We start from the raw sequence: 19,334 nt of genomic DNA, 5'->3' as shown, positions 1-19,334 counted from the left end.
GCTTTATGTAAAATGATAACAGTTTTTCCCTTAAGTTTCATCCTCTAATAAAATATGAGCCATTTTCCCATGGCAATTGTTATGATTATATGGCAAAAGGGATAAACCCTAAATAGGTTTATCCCTCCATTCAACACTTTAACTTTGCAGTGGTTTCTTTTCATAAGCTTCAATAATTCTTCCTACTAGAGGATGACGAACCACGTCGCTTTGTTCTAAGAAAACAAATGAAATACCATTGACCCCCAACAAGATTTTCTCGGCAGCGATTAATCCAGACTTAGCCCCTTTTGGTAAATCTATTTGTGTTTGGTCACCAGTAATGACCATTTTTGAACCAAAACCAAGACGTGTTAAAAACATCTTCATTTGGGCATGGGTGGTATTTTGGGCTTCATCTAAAATGACAAAGGCATCATCTAATGTCCGCCCCCTCATATAGGCTAGTGGAGCAATTTCAATTGTTCCACGTTCAATTAATCTTTGTGTATGTTCAGCACCAAGAATGTCATTCAGCGCGTCATATAAGGGGCGTAAATAGGGATCAACCTTTTCTTTTAAGTCACCTGGTAAAAATCCAAGGCTTTCTCCCGCCTCCACTGCTGGCCTTGTTAAAATGATCTTATTGACTTGCCCATTCTTCAACGCATTGACCGCCATTACGACGGCTAAATATGTTTTCCCTGTTCCTGCAGGACCAATCCCAAATACAAGATCATTTTGCCTTATGGCCATTACATATTGTCTTTGTCCAAGCGTCTTGATTCGAATAACCTTTCCTTTTACATTCTTAGCAATTTCCTCGTCATAGAGATTATCAAAGTAATCCAGTGTACCTTTTTGCGCCATTTGGATTGCTGACAAGACATCTCTTTGGCTAATGGTTACACCCTTTCTAATAACAAAAATAAGCTTATCAAGAATTTGACTGGCAATTACTACTCTTTCCTCATCACCAGATAAGCTAACTGACTCGCCGCGTGTGACGATGGATACTTGTAGTTCTTCTTCAATTATTTTTAAATTTGAATCCGCGTTGCCTAAGAGAGCTATCGCTTCTGTTGGATTTTCAAGTTGTACTTTTATTGTTTTTAAGTTAACTGTCATTCAGTAGTCTCCTTAGGTATTGGTTGTCCAACCGCTATATTTTCGATTATCTTAAAATGGATATCTAGGATAACTTTACCATTTACGAACTCTTTGTGTAAAATTTTTTGGTCTTTAATGATAGCTTCTTCATCCAACACACTTTTTATTTTATCTTTTGCTAATTCAAGTGCATTTTTTTCAGCTTCTTTTTCTGTATAAATACGGGTTGTCTCTTCACGTGCTCTCAATGTTTCATTTCCAATGGAAATGGGCAACTCCCATTTTAGGAAATGGATTTTGCTCACATCCCTGTCCGATTCGTATTCCTGGAAATCTGGTTCGCCAAAACCCCAAATAGGGATTTCTAGCTTCCCTAAGATTAATGATAATTTTTCTTTCTCCTGACCATTGAATACAAAGAATTTGGTTTTTAACGGCAATTCAACATGGCTCCTGTACCACGTTTCCCCCCAAACCTCTCCAACAGCTGCAACTTGCTGTGTTTGCCCTTCTTTTCCAATTACTCCGGATACTAGCAATTGCCCAGCCTCTACATGATCATGTATATCGACCTTTTTTTGTCCTGTTTCAACATACATAGATTCAATAACAGCTTTCTTTTTTGCAACCAGATTACGTGGTGCAAGTTGTTCTGGCTTTTCAGGTTCTTTCTTCTCAACCACTTGAAGATGGTAGGTTGTCCCCTTTAATTCCACACCTACCCAAGTAAGGTTACCAACTTTATTAGTCAATTTCCTTTGAATCCCTTCCACGTTATCCACAAAAAATTGGACTTTTCCTATTTTCACGCCCATCTTGTCCAATTCTTTGCGAATCTGATACTCTGTCGCTGGCTTTGCTCCTTTTATTTCAATTCCCCAAATGACATTTGATAAAAACATAATTAATAACAAAAAGAGCAGAGCTCCGCCGGCAAAACCACTATTTTTCAATAATCGTTTAAATAAAAAAGGCATACCTGCCCTTTTTAAAAATGTAATTGAGCAATCTCTTTCTCTTGCATAACGCCGAATTTTTAATGCATCCTGAAGCCTCATTGTGAAGGTTATTGTTTCAGTCCCATGTCGTTTTACATTCCATACAATCAGACCGTTTCTGATTAAGACATTTATGAATCTTTCTATGCCTTTTCCTGATACTTTAACGGTTACTTTGCCAGATATGAATTCGATCCATTGGTTTTTCATTTTGTTCCTCCTGGATTTTCATTTATATATAGGACCTGATCAATTTTTCCTTCAAGCAAAATTTCTTCAGGTAAAATAGTTTTTATTACGAAAGACTTTCCTCTTATTTGTAATTGGCCCTGCTTTAACAACAGCCGTAATTCTTTATCAGTAAAGGTGATCAACCCTCTATGATTCTCGATGTAAATATGGATTTGCCCAATCATTGTGATTCGCGGTAAATCCATCATGACATCTTGAGGAAGATCCATTTTTTGTGCCATCCAGTTCCGGACACGCAGGCCCCATTTTTTTGCCATAAAAAAAGAACCCCCTTTCATCTCATATTATGAAATGAAAGGGGGTTCTAGCACTTCTTTTTCTTTTTATACCAGGGGGATTTTGAAATTATCCATTTAGCGGTTTCTCGAAATATATGGCTTTTTGGCCCGTGGTTCACCTAGAATTTCCGCCCAAATAATCCCATTAATAATCGTTTTTCCATCAGGTTTTTCAAGTGAAACATCCTCAGAATCAACTTTTAACAAAGTGGGTTCACCCGGCTGCTCCAGTTGTTTTATTGGAACAACTGGCTTTTGCTTTATTTCTAGATTTTTCCCCTCTATACTTTGCAAAATAGTATCTGCTCTTGCAGGCTGACCCACAGAGATTTGACCAGGTTTTCCCGGCTTATTCCTCATTTGTTGTTCAACTTGGGTGCGAATATCAGTAAACCCTTTTGCAGTAAAAGGCTTTGTTCGTCCAGGATTACTCTTACCCTTTGCCTTTCCGAAAATCGATGAGAGAATTCCTGCGATAATCAAAAATAATATTGTTTCCATGCCCCACCCTCCTTCTGATCAAAATCAATCGGCGGTTTAGCGGTCGTCTTTTTTATCACCTGTCATCTTGCCGATAGATCCGCGCATATCGGTATCAGCAGAAATATTTTTATAATTCATATATTCCATGACACTGATGTTACCCGATTTTAATGCTTCTGACATAGCAAGCGGCACTTCTGCCTCCGCCTCGACAACCTTTGCTCTCATTTCTTCTACTCTTGCCTTCATTTCCTGCTCTGTAGCTACAGCCATCGCCCTGCGCTCTTCTGCTTTTGCCTGGGCAATTTTCTTATCGGCTTCCGCCTGCTCTGTTTGCAGCTCAGCACCGATGTTTCTGCCTAAATCAACATCGGCAATATCAATCGATAGAATTTCAAAAGCTGTACCAGAATCTAATCCTTTAGCTAAGACTGTTTGTGAAATCAGTTCAGGGCTCTCTAGTACTTTACTATGGTCAAGTGAGGAACCAATCGTGGATATAACCCCTTCACCTACACGAGCTACTACAGTATCTTCACCCGCACCTCCGACAAGTCGGTCGATATTAGCCCGAACGGTAATTCTTGCTTTTGCTTTTACTTCAATTCCATTCATAGCAACACCTGCGATGAATGGGGTTTCGATTACTTTTGGATTTACACTCATTTGCACAGCTTCTAAGACGTCACGTCCTGCAAGGTCAATTGCTGCACAACGTTCGAATGATAACTCAATATTTGCACGATGTGCAGCGATTAAAGCATTTACCACTCTATCCACATTCCCGCCTGCTAGGTAGTGACTTTCGAGCTGATTGGTTGTAACATTTAGTCCCGCCTTATGTGCCTTAATAAGCGGATTTACAACCCGGCTCGGTGTAACCCGTCTAAGTCTCATCCCTACTAATGTAAATATACTGATTCGAACCCCTGCAGCAAGGGCAGATACCCAAAGCATAACCGGAACAAATGACAATAGTATCCCAAGAAAAATTAGCGCAACAATTATAATTCCAATCATAAATAAACTTCCACTCGTTAATTCCACCGCACTTACCTCCTCTAAAGACTAGTTTATTTTTCTAACTACGATACGTACACCTTCAACCTTTATTACAGTGATTTTAGCATTTTGATCAATGAAATCGCCTTCACTTACAACATCGATTCTCTCATTATTAAAAACTGCTGTTCCAGAAGGTCTTAAGACTGTCAATGCAATACCTTCTTTGCCTAATAAATCTGTACGATTTACGTTAGAGACATAGCCATCTTCTTTTTTAGCTGTATCAAACAGAATCATTCGATTAAATAAAACCACTTTTTTGCGCATGACCTTGATCATAAAAAATAGGACAGCAATCGAAATACAAATTGCAATGAAAATAGAGATTCCCATATTCAATGGATTTTCTCCGGCAAGAAACAGACTTGCAATTAAAGCAGCCAAACCAAGTGTGCCCGAAATAGCTCCTGGAAGAAAAAATTCTAAAAAAATCAGCATGATTCCAACCGCAAACAACATAATGGTTCCAAAACCGGCAAGACCTGCCTGGAAATGTCCGTAAAAGAAAAGAAGTAGTGCAAATAAACCTATGAATCCTGATATTCCAAACTTTGATGAAAACAACTCATAGACAATAGCGGTCCCTGCAATTGTTAATAGCAGTGTTACAACGATTGGGTTTGTTAGAAACTCAACCATAATTACCCTCCCTTCATGTCGACACTATGTATACGTTCTATTGCCAAATAAGTTTCAAATTATCCAAAACATTGAAAAACCGCAAGCTAAACGCTTGCGGCTTTGGTTGTCAGAATAATTATGAAAGGTGTTGTTGTACGTATTTATTTACAAGTGACCCGTCTGCTTTACCCTTTACTTTAGGCATAATGGCAGCCATCACTTTTCCCATATCCGCTTTTGATTTTGCACCGACTTCAGAGACTGTTTCTTTAACAATTTCTGACAACTCTTCTTCGGAAAGCTGCTTCGGTAAATACAGTTCGACGATAGCCAACTCTGCACGCAATTTATCAACAAGGTCTTGACGACCTGCTTTATCAAATTCATGGAGGGATTCTTTGCGTTGCTTCACTTCGCGAGAAAGGATAGTTAACTCTACTTCTTCAGAAAGCTCTTTTGTTCCAAGCTTAATCGCTTCATTTTGCAATGAAGCTTTTACCATCCGAATCGTTGTGAGTTTGTCTTTTTCCTTATTTTTCATCGCTTGTTTCATGTCACTATTTAAACGCTCGAGAAGACTCATAAATTACACCCTCTCTTAGAACTTACGTTTTCTTGCTGCTTCAGACTTTTTCTTACGCTTTACACTTGGCTTTTCGTAGAATTCGCGCTTTCTTGCCTCTTGCAAAGTACCAGTTTTTGATACTGTACGTTTGAAGCGACGAAGAGCATCTTCAAGCGATTCGTTTTTCTTAACGACGGTTTTAGACATTCTCTTTCCCTCCCTCCGAAACACAACACACTTACATTCAATCCATGTACCTTGCAATTATAATATATCCTAGAAACAAGGTCAACTGTATTTCTAGAGTTGAAACAAGCTTTTGATATTTTTATTCATATATCCACAATTTTTTGAACAACCCACCATAAACCTGACATGTCCCACTCCCTCAGGCATACAATTAAGAGAGGGGTGAAGACATGCTTTACATACTATTATTTATATTATTTATCTTATTATTTATCTTTGGCATGACCATAATAAGATTCGGATTATTTAATTTGTCAGGGAATAAATTAAAAGGATGGCTGACCAAACTTACAAGTACACCACTAAAAGGTATGGTGACAGGCACCTTTGTTACTGCATTATTACAGAGCAGTTCGGCAGTAATGGTTATCACAATTGGATTAATTTCAGCAAAGATCATGACTTTTCCTCAATCCATCGGAATTATCCTAGGAACAAATATCGGAACCACATTTAAAACGGAACTGATAACCTTCAATCTTGATAAAGTTTTAGTACCACTCGCTATTATTGGAGCATTACTTACCTTTTTTAAATCAATTAAAGTTAGAAGTATCGGAATGGTCACCTTTGGAATCGCCTCAGTATTTACAGCAATGAAAGGCTTTGAACTTTTAGCTAAGCCATTGACCGGACTCCCATTTATCAATAATTTTATCCTCTCTATTAATGACAATATTTTACTAAGTATTATAACTGGAGCATTTATTACGGCAATTATTCAATCAAGTACAGCTATGACAGGTATCACTATGGGTTTTTTAACTGCAGGTCTACTTCATCTTGATGCCGGGATTGCAATCGTATTTGGGGCCAATATTGGGACATGTATCACAGCACTAATCGCTTCGATTGGAGGTGGGAAAGAATCAAGATTGGCGGCATTTGCTCATGTTTGGCTGAATGTGGCCGGCGTTCTGATCTTTACTCCCTTTATTCCTTATTTGTCTGAAAATGCACATTTATTAGCAGATGAAAAGATGATTCAGTTAGCACACATTAGTGTAATTTTTAATGTGGTTTCATCGATAATGGTTTTGCCATTTGCAACTAAATTTGGTGAAATGATTTTAAAGATACACGGTGGAAAAACAAATATATAACTAAAAGACGGCCTTGGCCGTCTTTTTTAGTAGTCAGAAGTAGATGTTAATCCTTTTAGAATTGCTACTCCCGCGCTTGCACCAATTCTCGTAGCTCCAGCTTGAATCATTTTTTCCGTATCTTCGGTATTACGGACTCCCCCAGAGGCTTTTACTCCAATATTAGGTCCAACAGTTTCCCTCATCAGCTTAATATCTTCAACTGTAGCACCGCCAGTTGAGAATCCTGTTGAAGTTTTTACAAAGTCTGTACCAGCCTTTACAGCAAGCTCACAGGCGCGAATTTTTTCTTCCCTTGTAAGCAAGCTTGTTTCGATTATAACCTTTGTTAAAGCTCTGCCTTTTGCAACTTCAACAACTGCACGAATATCTTTTTCTACTAACTGATCATTTTCATCTTTCAAAGCACCGATGTTGATAACCATATCCACTTCATCTGCGCCATTTTCTATCGAATTATTTGTCTCAAAAGCTTTTGTTTCCGGAGTTGTAGCGCCTAATGGGAATCCAATAACCGTGCACACCTTAACGCCGCTTCCGTTAAGTAACTCTCTAGCTGTGCTTACCCAAGTTGGATTTACACAAACTGAAAAAAATTTATGTTCTATTGCCTCTTGGCATAGGGTTTCGATTTGCTGGCGGGTTGCATCCGCTTTTAACAATGTATGGTCAATCATTGCAGCAACATTGGTAGTAGCCATTTTCACTTGCCCCTTTTCTACTCTGTAGTTTATAAAATTTTGATACTAACATTAGAGTACCCAAATCAAAATAAAAAAAAGGACCAAACAAGGTCCTTACATTGCTGCTTCTTCTCTTGTAAATACTTCTGCTTTTATATCATCTTCAACAATTTTGACAAATTGTCCTTCATTATAAGGATAACCAGCTTTTGTAATTTTCACTTTAACGAGTTTACCAATCATTTCTTCTTTTGCAGGGAAAACTACTTTTAGATAATTATCTGTATACCCTACATATAACCCATCGCTGAATTCTTCTTCTGGAATTATTTCTAATACATCATCTTCAAATTTCGAAGAATATTCTTTCGCTAACTGATCAGAGAGAGTAATTAACTGGTGAACACGTTTATTTTTATCCTCTTCATCAACTTGGTCTTCCATTCGTGCTGCAGGTGTTCCAGTACGCTTTGAATAAGGGAAAACATGTAGTTCTGAAAACTTATGATCCTTAATAAAATTATATGTTTCCATAAATTCTTCTTCTGTTTCACCAGGAAAGCCAACAATAACGTCAGATGTAACAGCAAGACCCGGAAGTACTTCTTTCAGACGGTCTAATCTTTCACCAAAGAATTCCATTGTATATTTACGACGCATTCTTTTTAATACAGTATTTGATCCGGACTGAATTGGGATATGCAAATGACGAACGATAATATTTGAATGTTTGATTACCTCAATCACTTCATCAGTAATTTGACTTGCTTCAATAGATGAAATCCGAAGTCTTGCAAGTCCTTTAACTTGGGCTTCTAAATCACGGAGCAGCAAGGCTAAATTGTAATCCTTCATATCCTCACCGTAGCCGCCTGTGTGAATCCCGGTTAATACGATTTCTTTATACCCTGCATCCACAAGCTGCTGTGCTTGACGAATAACCTCCTTTGGGTCACGGGATCTCATTAACCCGCGTGCCCAAGGGATAATACAGAAGGTACAGAAGTTATTACAGCCCTCTTGGATTTTCAATGAAGCACGTGTACGATCCGTAAACGCAGGAACATCAAGCTCTTCGTAAACACGATTTTTCATAATATTGCCTACACCATTTATTGGCTGGCGTTCTGTTTTAAACTGTTCAATGTATTCAAGCATTTTCACCCGATCCTGGGTTCCTACTACAATATCAACACCAGGTATCGCCATAATCTCAGCAGGTGATGTTTGAGCATAACATCCTGTAACACAAATGACGGCATCAGGATTTTTACGGACAGCCCGTCTAATTACTTGGCGGCTTTTTTTATCGCCAGTATTTGTTACCGTACAAGTATTAATAATATAGACATCAGAAATTGATTCAAAATCAACTCGATCATAGCCTTCTTGCTTGAACAATTGCCAGATTGCTTCAGTCTCATAATGATTCACCTTACATCCAAGTGTATGAAAAGCGACTGTTGGCATTTTATTCATCTCCTCATTAATTCAAAATGGTAGGAAATCGCCGCTAGAGCATATAAGGGCGCCGTTTCCGTTCTTAAAATACGCGGACCTAAGCCGCATAGGGTAAAATCATTTTTCTGTAGAAGGTGGACCTCATCTTCTGCAAGCCCGCCCTCAGGACCAAAAACTAAGAGCAGTGATTCCCCTGGTTTCATTTTTTGTAATGTTGCTGAAAAAATAGAAGTTTCACCGCTTCTGCTTTCTTCCTCGAAAGCAACTAATTTATAATGAAAATTTTTGCTTTTTTCTATCAAAGCTTTAAAATTCATCGGGCTTATAATTTCAGGTACAATTCCACGATGGGATTGTTCCGCAGCTTCTTTGGCGATTTTTTGCCATCTCTCTACTTTTTTACCGGCTTTTTTATCATCCCATTTTACGACAGAACGACGTGCTGCAAAAGGAATAAACTCGTGGGCACCAAGTTCAGTACCTTTTTGAATAATCCATTCAAGTTTGTCCCCTTTTGGAAGTCCGCTTGCAATCGTAATTGAAATAGGAAGCTCCGACTTCTCATCTTTCCATTGTACAACGTCTGCAACGACTTGTTCATCGGTAATTTTTGCAATTTCACAAACTGCAGCATTTCCTTCTGGATCAACACAAATGATTTTGTCCCCAATTTCCATGCGCATTACCTTAATAATATGATGACGGTCATCACCATCAATCACAAAACGATTTTCAATTGCTCGTTGTTTAACAAAGTACCGTTGCACACGATGCACCCCTCTAAAACATTTTACTCTTTATTTTACTGCAATGAATGTAACATTAAAAGCAGAGAAATAGAAAAAAGGGGTATTATCCCCTTTTTACAGCATTATACCCTTTTAGCAATAATCGCAACCCAATCTTCCATTAAGATGGTTTCGATGATTTCAAAGCCGGACTGAATGAGTCCTTCCTTTACTTGATCTTTCTTCTGCTGAATAATTCCTGAGGCAATAAAAGTTCCTCCAGGTTTCACAACATGTGCTACATCATCTGTAAAACGTAAAATAACTTCAGCTAATATATTTGCCACAACCACGTCAGCTGAATTCTCTTCTACGCAATCTAAAAGGTTATTCTGCGAAGTGGTTACCTTTTCTCTTACTTTATTAAGCTTTATGTTGAGTCGCGCTGATGTTACAGCAACTTCATCTAGATCATAGGCACGAACATCTTCTGCACCGAGCATAGCTGCAGCAATACTTAGCACACCAGAACCCGTTCCAACATCAATTACCCTGTCACCAGGTTGAACTGTTCTTTCAAGAGCTTGAATACACATTACCGTGGTTGGGTGCGTTCCAGTTCCAAAGGCCATTCCTGGATCCAATTCAATAATCAATTCATCACTGCTGACTGGAGTATATATCTCCCAAGTAGGAACAATCGTAAACTTTTCTGAAATTTTAACAGGATGATAGTATTTCTTCCATGCTGTTGCCCATTCTTCCTCGTTCACTTCACTAATGGTCACTTTATTTATTCCAATATCAATATTATGAATAATAAGGTTATTAATCGATTCTTTAATCGCGTCTACCGTTTCGCCTAAGAAGCTGTTAACAGGCAGATACGCTTTAATGATAACTCCTTCTTCAGGGTAATCATCAGGATTGAGTTGGTAGATTTCCCCGAACTGATCTTGCCTCTCCTTTGTTAGTTCAAAAGGATCTTCAATAACTACACCGCTAGCACCGGCCTCATGTAAAATATGCGATATTGGTTCAATCGCTTCGTTTGTAGTGTGAATACTAAGTTCAGACCACTTCATTCTACCAACTCCAATCCTTACTCGCCTTTAAAGGCTCGTTTTACTTTTGAGAAGAAACCTTCTTCATGTTCACCAATTGGTGAATTTCCACTAAGCTCAGCAAATTCACGAAGAAGTTGCTTTTGTTTATCGGTTAACTTAGTCGGAGTAATAATGCGGACAATTATGTGCTGATCCCCGGTTCCATATCCACGTACATTTGGAATTCCCTTACCCTTGAGTCGGAATTTTGTTCCTGTCTGCGTACCAGATGGGACCTTTACTTTTACTTTGCCATGCAAGGTTGGGACTTCGATTTCATCACCAAGCGATGCTTGAACAAAGGTGATTGGCATTTCACAATAAACATCGTCGCCATCTCTCTCAAAAAACTCATGTTCTCTAACGTGGAAAACAATATATAAATCTCCTGAAGGGCCTCCGTTAATACCGGCCTCACCTTGTCCGGAGATTCTTAATTGTTGACCATCATCTATTCCTGCAGGGATCTTAACATGAATTTTTTTCCGTTTTTTCACTTTACCAGTTCCGCCACAGGTTGAACATTTATGTTTAATTTCTTTACCTGTGCCGTTACAATGGTGGCAAATACGGCGATTAACTACTCTGCCGAAAGGTGTGTTCTGTTCAACATTTAACTGTCCTGTTCCTTGACAATGTTGACATGTTTCAGGCTTTGTTCCCTTTTTTGCACCAGACCCACTGCATGTACCGCAGGTTTCTTCACGCGGTATTTCAATGTCTGTTTCTTTTCCGAAAGCAGCTTCTTCAAAAGAAATGGTCATGGTGTACTGTAGGTCTGCACCTTGTCTAGGGGCATTTGGATCGCGCCTGCGTGACCCGCCGCCGCCGCCAAAAAAGGTATTAAAAATATCTTCAAAGCCGCCGAAACCACCACCGAAATCAGCGCCGCCGCCAAAACCTTGATTTGGATCAGTATGACCAAATTGATCATAATGTGCCTTTTTCTGATCATCGCTTAAAACCTCATAAGCTTCAGCGAGTTCTTTAAATTTATCTGCAGCATCAGGCTCTTTGTTAATATCTGGATGATATTGTTTTGAGAGCTTCCGATATGCTTTTTTTATTTCATCCTTAGAAGCGCTTTTACTAACACCAAGCACCTCATAGTAATCTCGTTTACTCATGATTACCACTCCCGAATCTGTCACATAAAGATTATTCTAACACAATAAAAACATAAATTACAAAGAAAAAATCAAAGCCGATGCTGACTTTGACTTTTTCTTAGGTTTAAAAAAGATTTTATTTTTCTTCTTTGATTTCTTCAAATTCAGCATCCACTACGTTGTCATCTTTAGGGCCCGCGTTTCCGCCTTCTGCACCTTGTGCTCCTTGAGCAGCCTGGGCAGCTTGTTCATAAAGCTTAACAGTTAACGCTTGAACAATTTCTTGTAAAGCGTCTTTTTTAGCACGGATTTCAGCAAGATCATTTTGTTCAATCGCTGTTTTTAAAGCTTCTTTTGCTTCATTTGCTTTTGCAACTTCAGCAGCATCCACCTTATCTTCTAAGTCTTTTAATGTTTTTTCAGTAGTAAAGACTAATTGGTCAGCTTCATTGCGTAGTTCCACTTCTTCTTTACGCTGTTTGTCAGCCTCAGCGTTTTCCTCAGCTTCTCTAACCATTTTTTGAATTTCTTCATCAGAAAGACCAGTTGAAGATTTAATTGTAATTTGCTGCTCTTTATTTGTGCCAAGATCTTTAGCACGTACATTAACGATACCGTTCTTATCGATATCAAACGTTACTTCAACTTGTGGAATTCCACGTGGAGCTGGTGGAATATCGGATAATTGGAAGCGGCCCAATGTTTTATTTAGATTTGCCATTGGACGTTCACCTTGAAGAACATGGATATCAACAGCTGTTTGGTTATCTGCTGCAGTTGAGAATACTTGTGATTTTGATGTTGGAATCGTTGTATTACGGTCGATTAACTTTGTAAATACACCGCCCATTGTTTCGATACCAAGTGATAATGGTGTAACGTCAAGTAAAACTACATCCTTAACATCACCAGTGATAACGCCACCTTGGACCGCTGCACCCATCGCTACAACTTCATCCGGGTTAACACCGCGATGTGGTTCCTGTCCAGTAGCTTTTTTAATTGCTTCTTGAACAGCAGGTATACGAGTTGAGCCTCCAACAAGAATTACCTTATCAAGCTGTGATGGTGATATACCAGCATCACTTAATGCTTGACGAGTTGGTCCCATTGTACGTTCAACAAGGTGAGCAGATAGCTCATCAAACTTAGCTCTGGTCATTGTTACTTCAAGGTGAAGTGGACCAGCTTGGCCAGCAGTAATAAACGGTAAAGAAATTTGTGTTGAAGCTACTCCGGATAAATCCTTTTTCGCCTTTTCAGCAGCATCCTTTAAACGCTGTAATGCCATTTTATCTTGAGAAAGGTCAATACCATTTTCTTTTTTGAATTGCTCTACTAAGTAGTCAATAATAACTTGGTCAAAGTCATCTCCGCCAAGACGGTTATCACCTGCAGTTGATTTTACTTCAAATACGCCATCACCTAGTTCAAGGATAGAAACGTCGAATGTACCGCCGCCTAGATCGTAAACAAGAATGGTTTGGTCTTGATCTGTTTTATCTAAACCATATGCAAGTGCAGCAGCAGTTGGCTCATTAATGATACGCTCAACTTCTAAACCAGCAATTCTACCTGCATCTTTTGTAGCTTGGCGCTCTGCGTCATTAAAGTAAGCTGGTACAGTAATAACAGCTTTTGTTACAGGTTCACCAAGATAATCTTCAGCATAGGATTTTAAATATTGAAGGATGATTGCTGAAACCTCTTGTGGAGTATAATTCTTTCCCTCTACTTCTACTTTGTAGTCAGTACCCATATGACGTTTAATAGACATTAGGGTGTTAATGTTTGTAATCGCTTGACGTTTTGCAACTTCCCCTACTTGACGTTCGCCGTTTTTAAAAGCGACAACAGATGGGGTTGTGCGGTTTCCTTCCGGATTTGGAATAACCTTTGGTTCGCCGCCTTCAAGAACTGCAACACATGAGTTTGTTGTACCAAGGTCAATACCGATAATTTTACTCATTTCCCTTTTCCTCCTAGGTATTAATATGTAGGTTTATTGATTTACCTTAACCATTGATGGGCGGATTACTCGATCCTTTAACATGTATCCTTTTTGGAATTCAGCACTCACGATATTGGAGCCAAAATTCTCATCTTCTCCCTGCATTACTGCTTGGTGGAAATTTGGATCAAACTCTTTTCCAACTGCTTCAATTGGTTCAAGACCTTCCTTTTTCAAGGCGTCGATTAAACTGCGATAAACCATTTCCATTCCTTGAAGCAAGGAGCGGGTTTGCTCATTGTCTGCTTCTATTTGAAGTGCTCTTTCGAAATTGTCCAAAGTCGGAAGTAATTCCGTCACTAACTTTTGTGCTTTATATTTTTCACCAGCTTCGATATCTAATCGAGTGCGACGGCGAAAGTTATCAAAATCTGCTTGAAGACGCAGGTAACGATTATCAGCTTCTTCTAATTTACTGGTGAGGTTTTGAATTTCAGCAGCATAGTCTATATTTGTTGAATCTTCTTTGGAATCCTCTGCTTCAGCAAAAACTGTTTCAACTTCCTCGTTGGTAAGTTCTACTTGTTCAATTGTTTCAGATTCAACTTCCTCATTAAGTGTGTTGTTCTTTTCTTTTGTCAACTTACTCACCTCCTTAAAGGATTGTTAAACATTTATTGTAATGGTTAATTTCATGATTAAAGGGGGTGAAAACAAAGATTTCACCAAGTTGTAATACACAGTATTACACCCTTACTCAATATTTCCACTGCTAATATTTTTGATACAGTTTCGTTAACACTGAGGTTAAATCCTTGCTTAAAAACTGCAGTAAACTTATTACACGTGAGTACTCCATTCTAGTTGGTCCAAGAATGGCAATGGTTCCTAAACTTTCTGCTCCAACGGAATAGGTTGCAGTAATGAGGCTGCAATTTTCCATTGCACTGTTGTTGTTTTCTCTGCCAATTTTTATATTAATACCAGCAGATTCATTTTTGATTAAAGGGTAAATCCACTCTTCGTGATCAATCATTTGTAATAAATCACGAATTTTACTGATATCATGAAACTCTGGCTGACTTAACATATTTGTCTTTCCGCCAAAGAAGAGCTTTTCATTAACCGGCATTTTTAGCGAATCAGCAATGGTATGCATCATTAAATCATAATTACGGATATGCTGCCTTAGTAACATTGCCACTTCCTTGTAGATTTTATCATTTAAATCTTCAAGTGCTACCCCAGTCAAACGCTCATTTAGAATATTGACTGTCTTTTCCAAATCACTTGCATCCACGGATGGAGGCAAATAAAATGTTCGGTTTTCAACATGGCCCGAATCGGTTACAAAGATTGCTACTGCACTTTCCTTGTTAAGAGGAATGATTTGTATCCGTTTAAGTTTATTAAAGCTGGCCGCAGGACCTAAAACGATAGAAGTATAATTGGTTAACTCAGATAAGATTTTTGCCGATTTTTGAATAATTTTCTCAAACTCAAAAATCCTCTCAGCAAAGATTGATTGAATAATCGTTATATCCTGCTTGTTTAATACCTGAGGCGACAGCAAATGATCTACATAATACCGATAGCCTTTTTCAGAAGGAACACGACCAGAAGAAGTATGCGTTTTTTCAATATAGCCTAGTTCTTCAAGATCAGCCATTTCATTCCGAATAGTCGCCGAACTAAATGATATTTCATCCTTTTTCGACAAACTCCTTGAGCCGACAGGTTGTGCAGACCGAATAAAATCATCAACAATAACCTGAAGAATCAATAATTGACGATCTGTTAACACCTTTCATCACCTCTGTTAGCACTCATTGAAGTCGAGTGCTAATTCTATTAATAAATTATCAAAAATAGGGGGATGGTGTCAATCATTTGATACTAAGAAATTGCAAAGTCACGTGTCTTAAGCTTTAGTTTGTGACTCCTAAAAATGATTGAAAAACTTCATTTCCAAGCAACCGCCCTGTTTTTGTTAAATATATATTATCTTCTTTAACTTCTATCCATTTTTTTGCAATCAAATCAGAAATCTCATTTTCAAATAATTTTAGTGGGTCAATTTCAAATTTTTCAATGAAATGGGATATAGATACTCCATCTGTTTTTCGCAGGCCTAAAAACATTTCTTCTTCTATTTGTTCTGCTTTTGTAGTTTGGTGTTCCTGAAAGGTAGGGAGGTTCCCGTTATTAATTAGTTCCATATATTTTTTCAATGGTCCTGCATTTGAGCGTCTCCAGCCATTCACATAGCTGTGAGCACCTGCCCCAAATCCATAATAGGAATCGTTATTCCAGTATGTTAGGTTATGTTTGCTTTCATAACCAGGCTTTGAAAAATTACTAATTTCATACTGATTAAATCCGTGCTTTTCCATTTGCTCCATAAGCAGTTCATACATTGCTGCTTCCATGTCCTCTCCGGGTGTAGGGAGTTTGCCTTTTTGCATAAGATTGTAAAAAACTGTCTTTGGTTCAATAATTAACGAATAGGCCGAATAATGTTGAATGTCTAGTGTAAAGGCTTGAGTCAATGACTCTTTAAAGTCAGTAATGGTTTGGGTCGGAAGGCTGAAGATTAAGTCAATGCTTATATTTTTGAAGCCAACAGACTTTGCATTCTCTACTGTTTGGTAAACATCTTTTGCACGATGGACACGACCAATTTTCTTTAATAGTTCATCATTAAAGGTTTGAACACCAAGACTAAGCCGGTTCACACCTGCATCTTTTAATATTTGTAACTTTTCAATTGTTAAATCACCTGGATTTGCTTCGAAGGTAAATTCAAGATTACTGCCCATTGGTAAGTTCCTGGTAATTCCTCCGCAAAACGTTTCAAGCTGCTTTTCATTTAGGGAGGTCGGTGTCCCGCCACCCACAAAAATGGTCTCCAGCTGTTTCGCTGGGTATTTTTGTAATGTTAAAATCATTTCCTGCTCAAGTGCCTGTAGATATTCATCAACCGGCTGCCCCTTTAGAAAAACCTTATTAAAATCACAATAATGGCAAATATGCTCACAAAAGGGGATATGGAGATAAGCAGCTTTAATCATCATACTTTCATCCTCCTGGAAAAGCGGAAGCGCCTTGTCCAGGGGCGACAGGCATAAGACGGGCCGGCGGGAAGGTTGTTCTTTAACCTTTCTGGCGGATTGGCTTATGACCCCGAGCCCCTAGGCGCTGCAGCTAAACATCTTAAATAACAAAAAGAGGCTGGACTTCGCCTATATAATAGACAATCCCAAACCTCCCGTTTTCGTTTTTATTTTTTTGTATCATCCATTTTTAATACGGCCATGAAGGCTTCTTGTGGAACCTCTACAGAACCAACCTGTTTCATCCGTTTTTTACCTTCTTTTTGTTTCTCGAGCAGCTTTCGTTTACGGGAAATATCTCCCCCATAACATTTAGCCAATACGTTTTTACCCATGGACTTAATGGTTGAACGAGCAACAATTTTTTGACCAATAGCGGCTTGGACAGGAACTTCGAATTGCTGCCTTGGGATTAATTCCTTTAGCTTCTCAACAATGACTTTGCCGCGTTCATAGGCAAAATCTTTATGAACGATAAAGCTTAAGGCATCCACCTTTTCACCGTTTAACAATATATCCATTTTAACCAAGCTAGAAGGTTTGTAGCCAATTAATTCATAATCAAATGATGCATAGCCTCGCGTGCTGGATTTAAGTTGATCAAAGAAATCATAAACAATTTCTGCTAACGGAACTTCATAGATGATGCTTACACGATTTTCACCTTGGTATTCCATATTAATAAAAATACCACGCTTTTGCTGACACAGCTCCATAATCGCACCGACATATTCATTTGGAGCCATCATCGTTGCTTTTACATAAGGCTCTTCAACATGGTCAATTTTCTGTGGATCCGGAAGATTTGAAGGGTTATCCACTTTTATTTGATTGCCATCTGTCATGTGTACATTATAGATAACGCTCGGGGCGGTCGTAATCAAATCAATCTTGAATTCACGCTCAATGCGTTCTTGGATGATTTCCATATGAAGAAGTCCTAAGAATCCACATCGAAAACCAAAGCCAAGGGCTTGAGATGTTTCAGGCTCAAATTGAAGCGCAGAATCGTTTAACTGCAATTTCTCTAGTGCATCACGTAAATCATTGAATTTTGCTGTATCGATTGGGTACAAGCCACAATATACCATTGGATTTAACTTACGGTAACCTGGCAGTGGTTCGGTTGCACCGTTTTTAGCGTTAGTAATCGTATCACCGACACGAGTATCGCCAACATTTTTAATAGACGCCGAAAGGAACCCAACATCACCAACTGTTAACTCGTCTAGAAGCGTAGATTTTGGTGTAAATACTCCTACTTCATTTACTTCAAATTCTGCACCAGTTGCCATCATTTTAATTTTATCGCCCACTTTTACGCTTCCTTCAACAACTCGGATGTAGGCCACTACACCACGATAGGCATCATAAAGGGAATCAAAAATCAACGCCTTTAATGGGGCATCAGGATCACCCGTTGGAGCCGGAACAGATTTAACAACCTGTTCGAGGATATCTTCAATCCCAATACCAGCTTTAGCAGACGCTAACACTGCTTCGGAGGCATCAAGTCCAATAACTTCTTCAATTTCGTTACGAACTCTTTCTGGCTCAGCACTTGGTAAGTCAATTTTATTTATAACCGGTAAGATTTCAAGGTTATTGTCTAATGCAAGATAAACGTTTGCTAAAGTTTGTGCTTCAATCCCCTGTGCTGCGTCCACGACTAAAACAGCACCTTCACAAGCAGCAAGCGAACGTGATACCTCATAGGTAAAATCGACGTGTCCAGGTGTATCGATGAGATGGAAGGTATACTCTTCTCCATCTTTTGCTTTGTATTTTAATTGCACGGCATTTAACTTAATGGTAATACCGCGCTCTCTTTCTAAATCCATCGAATCCAAGAGCTGAGCCTTCATTTCACGGGAAGTTAAGGCATTCGTTTTTTCTAGAATACGGTCAGCTAATGTTGATTTCCCATGGTCAATATGGGCAATAATCGAGAAATTTCTAATCTTTGATTGTCTTTTGAGTTTTTCTTCTCTATTCATGTATTTCACTCCTACTATAACTCGCACAATTACACTATTTTTGATTATATCAGTACGGGAAATAAGATTCAATGAAAAGTAAAAGAGGGTGGTTTTACCATAAAAATAGCGGTATCCCATTTAGGAACCGCTGGCAATATCTATTGAGTAATAAGATTAATCAGTTTTTCCGAAGCTTGGGAAACACCTTCTGAGACCTTCTTTCCCATCGAAGAAAAAAGATTAAAGGCACTTATTTCCTCAAGCTTCTTTTTCTTTTCATCGATGTCGTGGCTCGAAATGTCATTTCCCAAGAATGTGGCCTTAACATGGTCACCATTGTCATTCAAGGCCACAGCATTTTGAAAATTCGGGTCATCATAGCCCTTCATTTTATGAATTCCGTCATTAGCTATTTGCATACCGGCTAACACTGAAATAAACATCAGCGCTACTATACAAAAAAATTTCAGCATGAACATTTTCATAGCACATGCTCCTTTA

20 protein-coding genes are annotated in these 19,334 nt (G+C 38.6%); 1 reads left to right on the top strand and 19 read right to left on the bottom strand.

Translation table 11 applies throughout. The annotated features are described in order from the left end of the window. Positions 1-138: 138 nt before the first annotated feature. From ABC255_RS07965 to rpsU, 8 genes are all read right to left on the bottom strand, one after another. A complete protein-coding gene (locus tag ABC255_RS07965; protein ID WP_412992595.1) occupies positions 139-1,107 on the bottom strand; it encodes a PhoH family protein in 969 nt (322 codons plus the stop codon). Beyond that, entirely contained in the window at positions 1,104-2,297 is a 1,194-nt protein-coding gene (yqfD, locus tag ABC255_RS07960; protein WP_412992593.1) for a sporulation protein YqfD, read from the bottom strand. The genes ABC255_RS07965 and yqfD overlap by 4 nt, the downstream gene beginning before the upstream one ends. Beyond that, positions 2,294-2,596 carry a sporulation protein YqfC gene (gene yqfC / locus ABC255_RS07955; protein WP_179596877.1) on the bottom strand — a complete coding sequence of 101 codons (303 nt, stop codon included), beginning with the start codon at positions 2,594-2,596 and terminating at the stop codon, positions 2,294-2,296. Before yqfC ends, yqfD begins: the two co-directional genes overlap by 4 nt. 96 nt (positions 2,597-2,692) lie before the next feature. Continuing rightward, positions 2,693-3,118, bottom strand: coding sequence for a hypothetical protein (locus ABC255_RS07950; protein ID WP_412992591.1), 426 nt, complete (start codon positions 3,116-3,118; stop codon positions 2,693-2,695). 36 nt (positions 3,119-3,154) lie between these two features. Continuing rightward, on the bottom strand, positions 3,155-4,120 hold the full coding sequence (floA, locus tag ABC255_RS07945; RefSeq protein ID WP_412998506.1) for a flotillin-like protein FloA: 966 nt from the start codon (positions 4,118-4,120) through the stop codon (positions 3,155-3,157). Between the two features lie 48 nt (positions 4,121-4,168). After that, entirely contained in the window at positions 4,169-4,804 is a 636-nt protein-coding gene (locus tag ABC255_RS07940) for an NfeD family protein (RefSeq protein ID WP_412992589.1), read from the bottom strand. Between the two features lie 118 nt (positions 4,805-4,922). Further along, a complete protein-coding gene (locus ABC255_RS07935) occupies positions 4,923-5,369 on the bottom strand; it encodes a GatB/YqeY domain-containing protein (RefSeq protein WP_335535125.1) in 447 nt (148 codons plus the stop codon). A 15-nt stretch (positions 5,370-5,384) separates the two neighbouring features. Beyond that, positions 5,385-5,558, bottom strand: a complete 174-nt coding sequence (gene rpsU / locus ABC255_RS07930) for a 30S ribosomal protein S21 (protein WP_075686208.1) — start codon at positions 5,556-5,558, stop codon at positions 5,385-5,387. Positions 5,559-5,770: 212 nt separating this feature from the next. Here rpsU and ABC255_RS07925 point away from each other — a divergent pair, with 212 nt between their 5' ends. Beyond that, complete coding sequence (locus ABC255_RS07925; protein ID WP_335535124.1) at positions 5,771-6,703, top strand: Na/Pi symporter; 933 nt, start codon at positions 5,771-5,773, stop codon at positions 6,701-6,703. Positions 6,704-6,729: 26 nt separating this feature from the next. Here the strand turns inward: ABC255_RS07925 and deoC are convergent, their stop codons facing one another. The 11 genes from deoC to ABC255_RS07870 all read right to left on the bottom strand — a co-directional run bounded on the left by deoC (position 6,730) and on the right by ABC255_RS07870 (position 19,318). Beyond that, a complete protein-coding gene (gene deoC / locus ABC255_RS07920; RefSeq protein WP_412992586.1) occupies positions 6,730-7,404 on the bottom strand; it encodes a deoxyribose-phosphate aldolase in 675 nt (224 codons plus the stop codon). 96 nt (positions 7,405-7,500) lie between these two features. Continuing rightward, positions 7,501-8,856 carry a tRNA (N(6)-L-threonylcarbamoyladenosine(37)-C(2))-methylthiotransferase MtaB gene (mtaB, locus tag ABC255_RS07915; protein WP_412992584.1) on the bottom strand — a complete coding sequence of 452 codons (1,356 nt, stop codon included), beginning with the start codon at positions 8,854-8,856 and terminating at the stop codon, positions 7,501-7,503. Between the two features lie 5 nt (positions 8,857-8,861). After that, complete coding sequence (locus tag ABC255_RS07910) at positions 8,862-9,614, bottom strand: 16S rRNA (uracil(1498)-N(3))-methyltransferase (protein ID WP_412992582.1); 753 nt, start codon at positions 9,612-9,614, stop codon at positions 8,862-8,864. Positions 9,615-9,718: 104 nt separating this feature from the next. Then, a complete protein-coding gene (gene prmA, locus ABC255_RS07905) occupies positions 9,719-10,660 on the bottom strand; it encodes a 50S ribosomal protein L11 methyltransferase (protein ID WP_412992580.1) in 942 nt (313 codons plus the stop codon). A gap of 17 nt (positions 10,661-10,677) precedes the next feature. Continuing rightward, on the bottom strand, positions 10,678-11,808 hold the full coding sequence (dnaJ, locus tag ABC255_RS07900; RefSeq protein ID WP_335535116.1) for a molecular chaperone DnaJ: 1,131 nt from the start codon (positions 11,806-11,808) through the stop codon (positions 10,678-10,680). 118 nt (positions 11,809-11,926) lie between these two features. Beyond that, on the bottom strand, positions 11,927-13,759 hold the full coding sequence (gene dnaK / locus ABC255_RS07895) for a molecular chaperone DnaK (protein WP_412992577.1): 1,833 nt from the start codon (positions 13,757-13,759) through the stop codon (positions 11,927-11,929). 33 nt (positions 13,760-13,792) lie between these two features. Beyond that, on the bottom strand, positions 13,793-14,383 hold the full coding sequence (gene grpE, locus ABC255_RS07890; protein ID WP_412992575.1) for a nucleotide exchange factor GrpE: 591 nt from the start codon (positions 14,381-14,383) through the stop codon (positions 13,793-13,795). Positions 14,384-14,513: 130 nt separating this feature from the next. Beyond that, positions 14,514-15,545, bottom strand: coding sequence for a heat-inducible transcriptional repressor HrcA (hrcA, locus tag ABC255_RS07885; protein WP_412992574.1), 1,032 nt, complete (start codon positions 15,543-15,545; stop codon positions 14,514-14,516). Between the two features lie 124 nt (positions 15,546-15,669). Next, complete coding sequence (hemW, locus tag ABC255_RS07880; protein WP_412998505.1) at positions 15,670-16,812, bottom strand: radical SAM family heme chaperone HemW; 1,143 nt, start codon at positions 16,810-16,812, stop codon at positions 15,670-15,672. Between the two features lie 209 nt (positions 16,813-17,021). Next, positions 17,022-18,851, bottom strand: a complete 1,830-nt coding sequence (lepA, locus tag ABC255_RS07875) for a translation elongation factor 4 (RefSeq protein ID WP_412992572.1) — start codon at positions 18,849-18,851, stop codon at positions 17,022-17,024. Positions 18,852-18,991: 140 nt separating this feature from the next. Then, on the bottom strand, positions 18,992-19,318 hold the full coding sequence (locus ABC255_RS07870) for a DUF3679 domain-containing protein (RefSeq protein ID WP_412992570.1): 327 nt from the start codon (positions 19,316-19,318) through the stop codon (positions 18,992-18,994). Positions 19,319-19,334 lie beyond the last annotated feature (16 nt).

It is taken from the genome of Neobacillus canaveralius (genome assembly GCF_047237705.1).
GTDB lineage: Bacteria > Bacillota > Bacilli > Bacillales > Cytobacillaceae > Neobacillus > Neobacillus niacini_K.
Note: the sequence above shows the minus strand (reverse complement) of the source record. Positions and strands in the feature narration are given on the sequence as shown.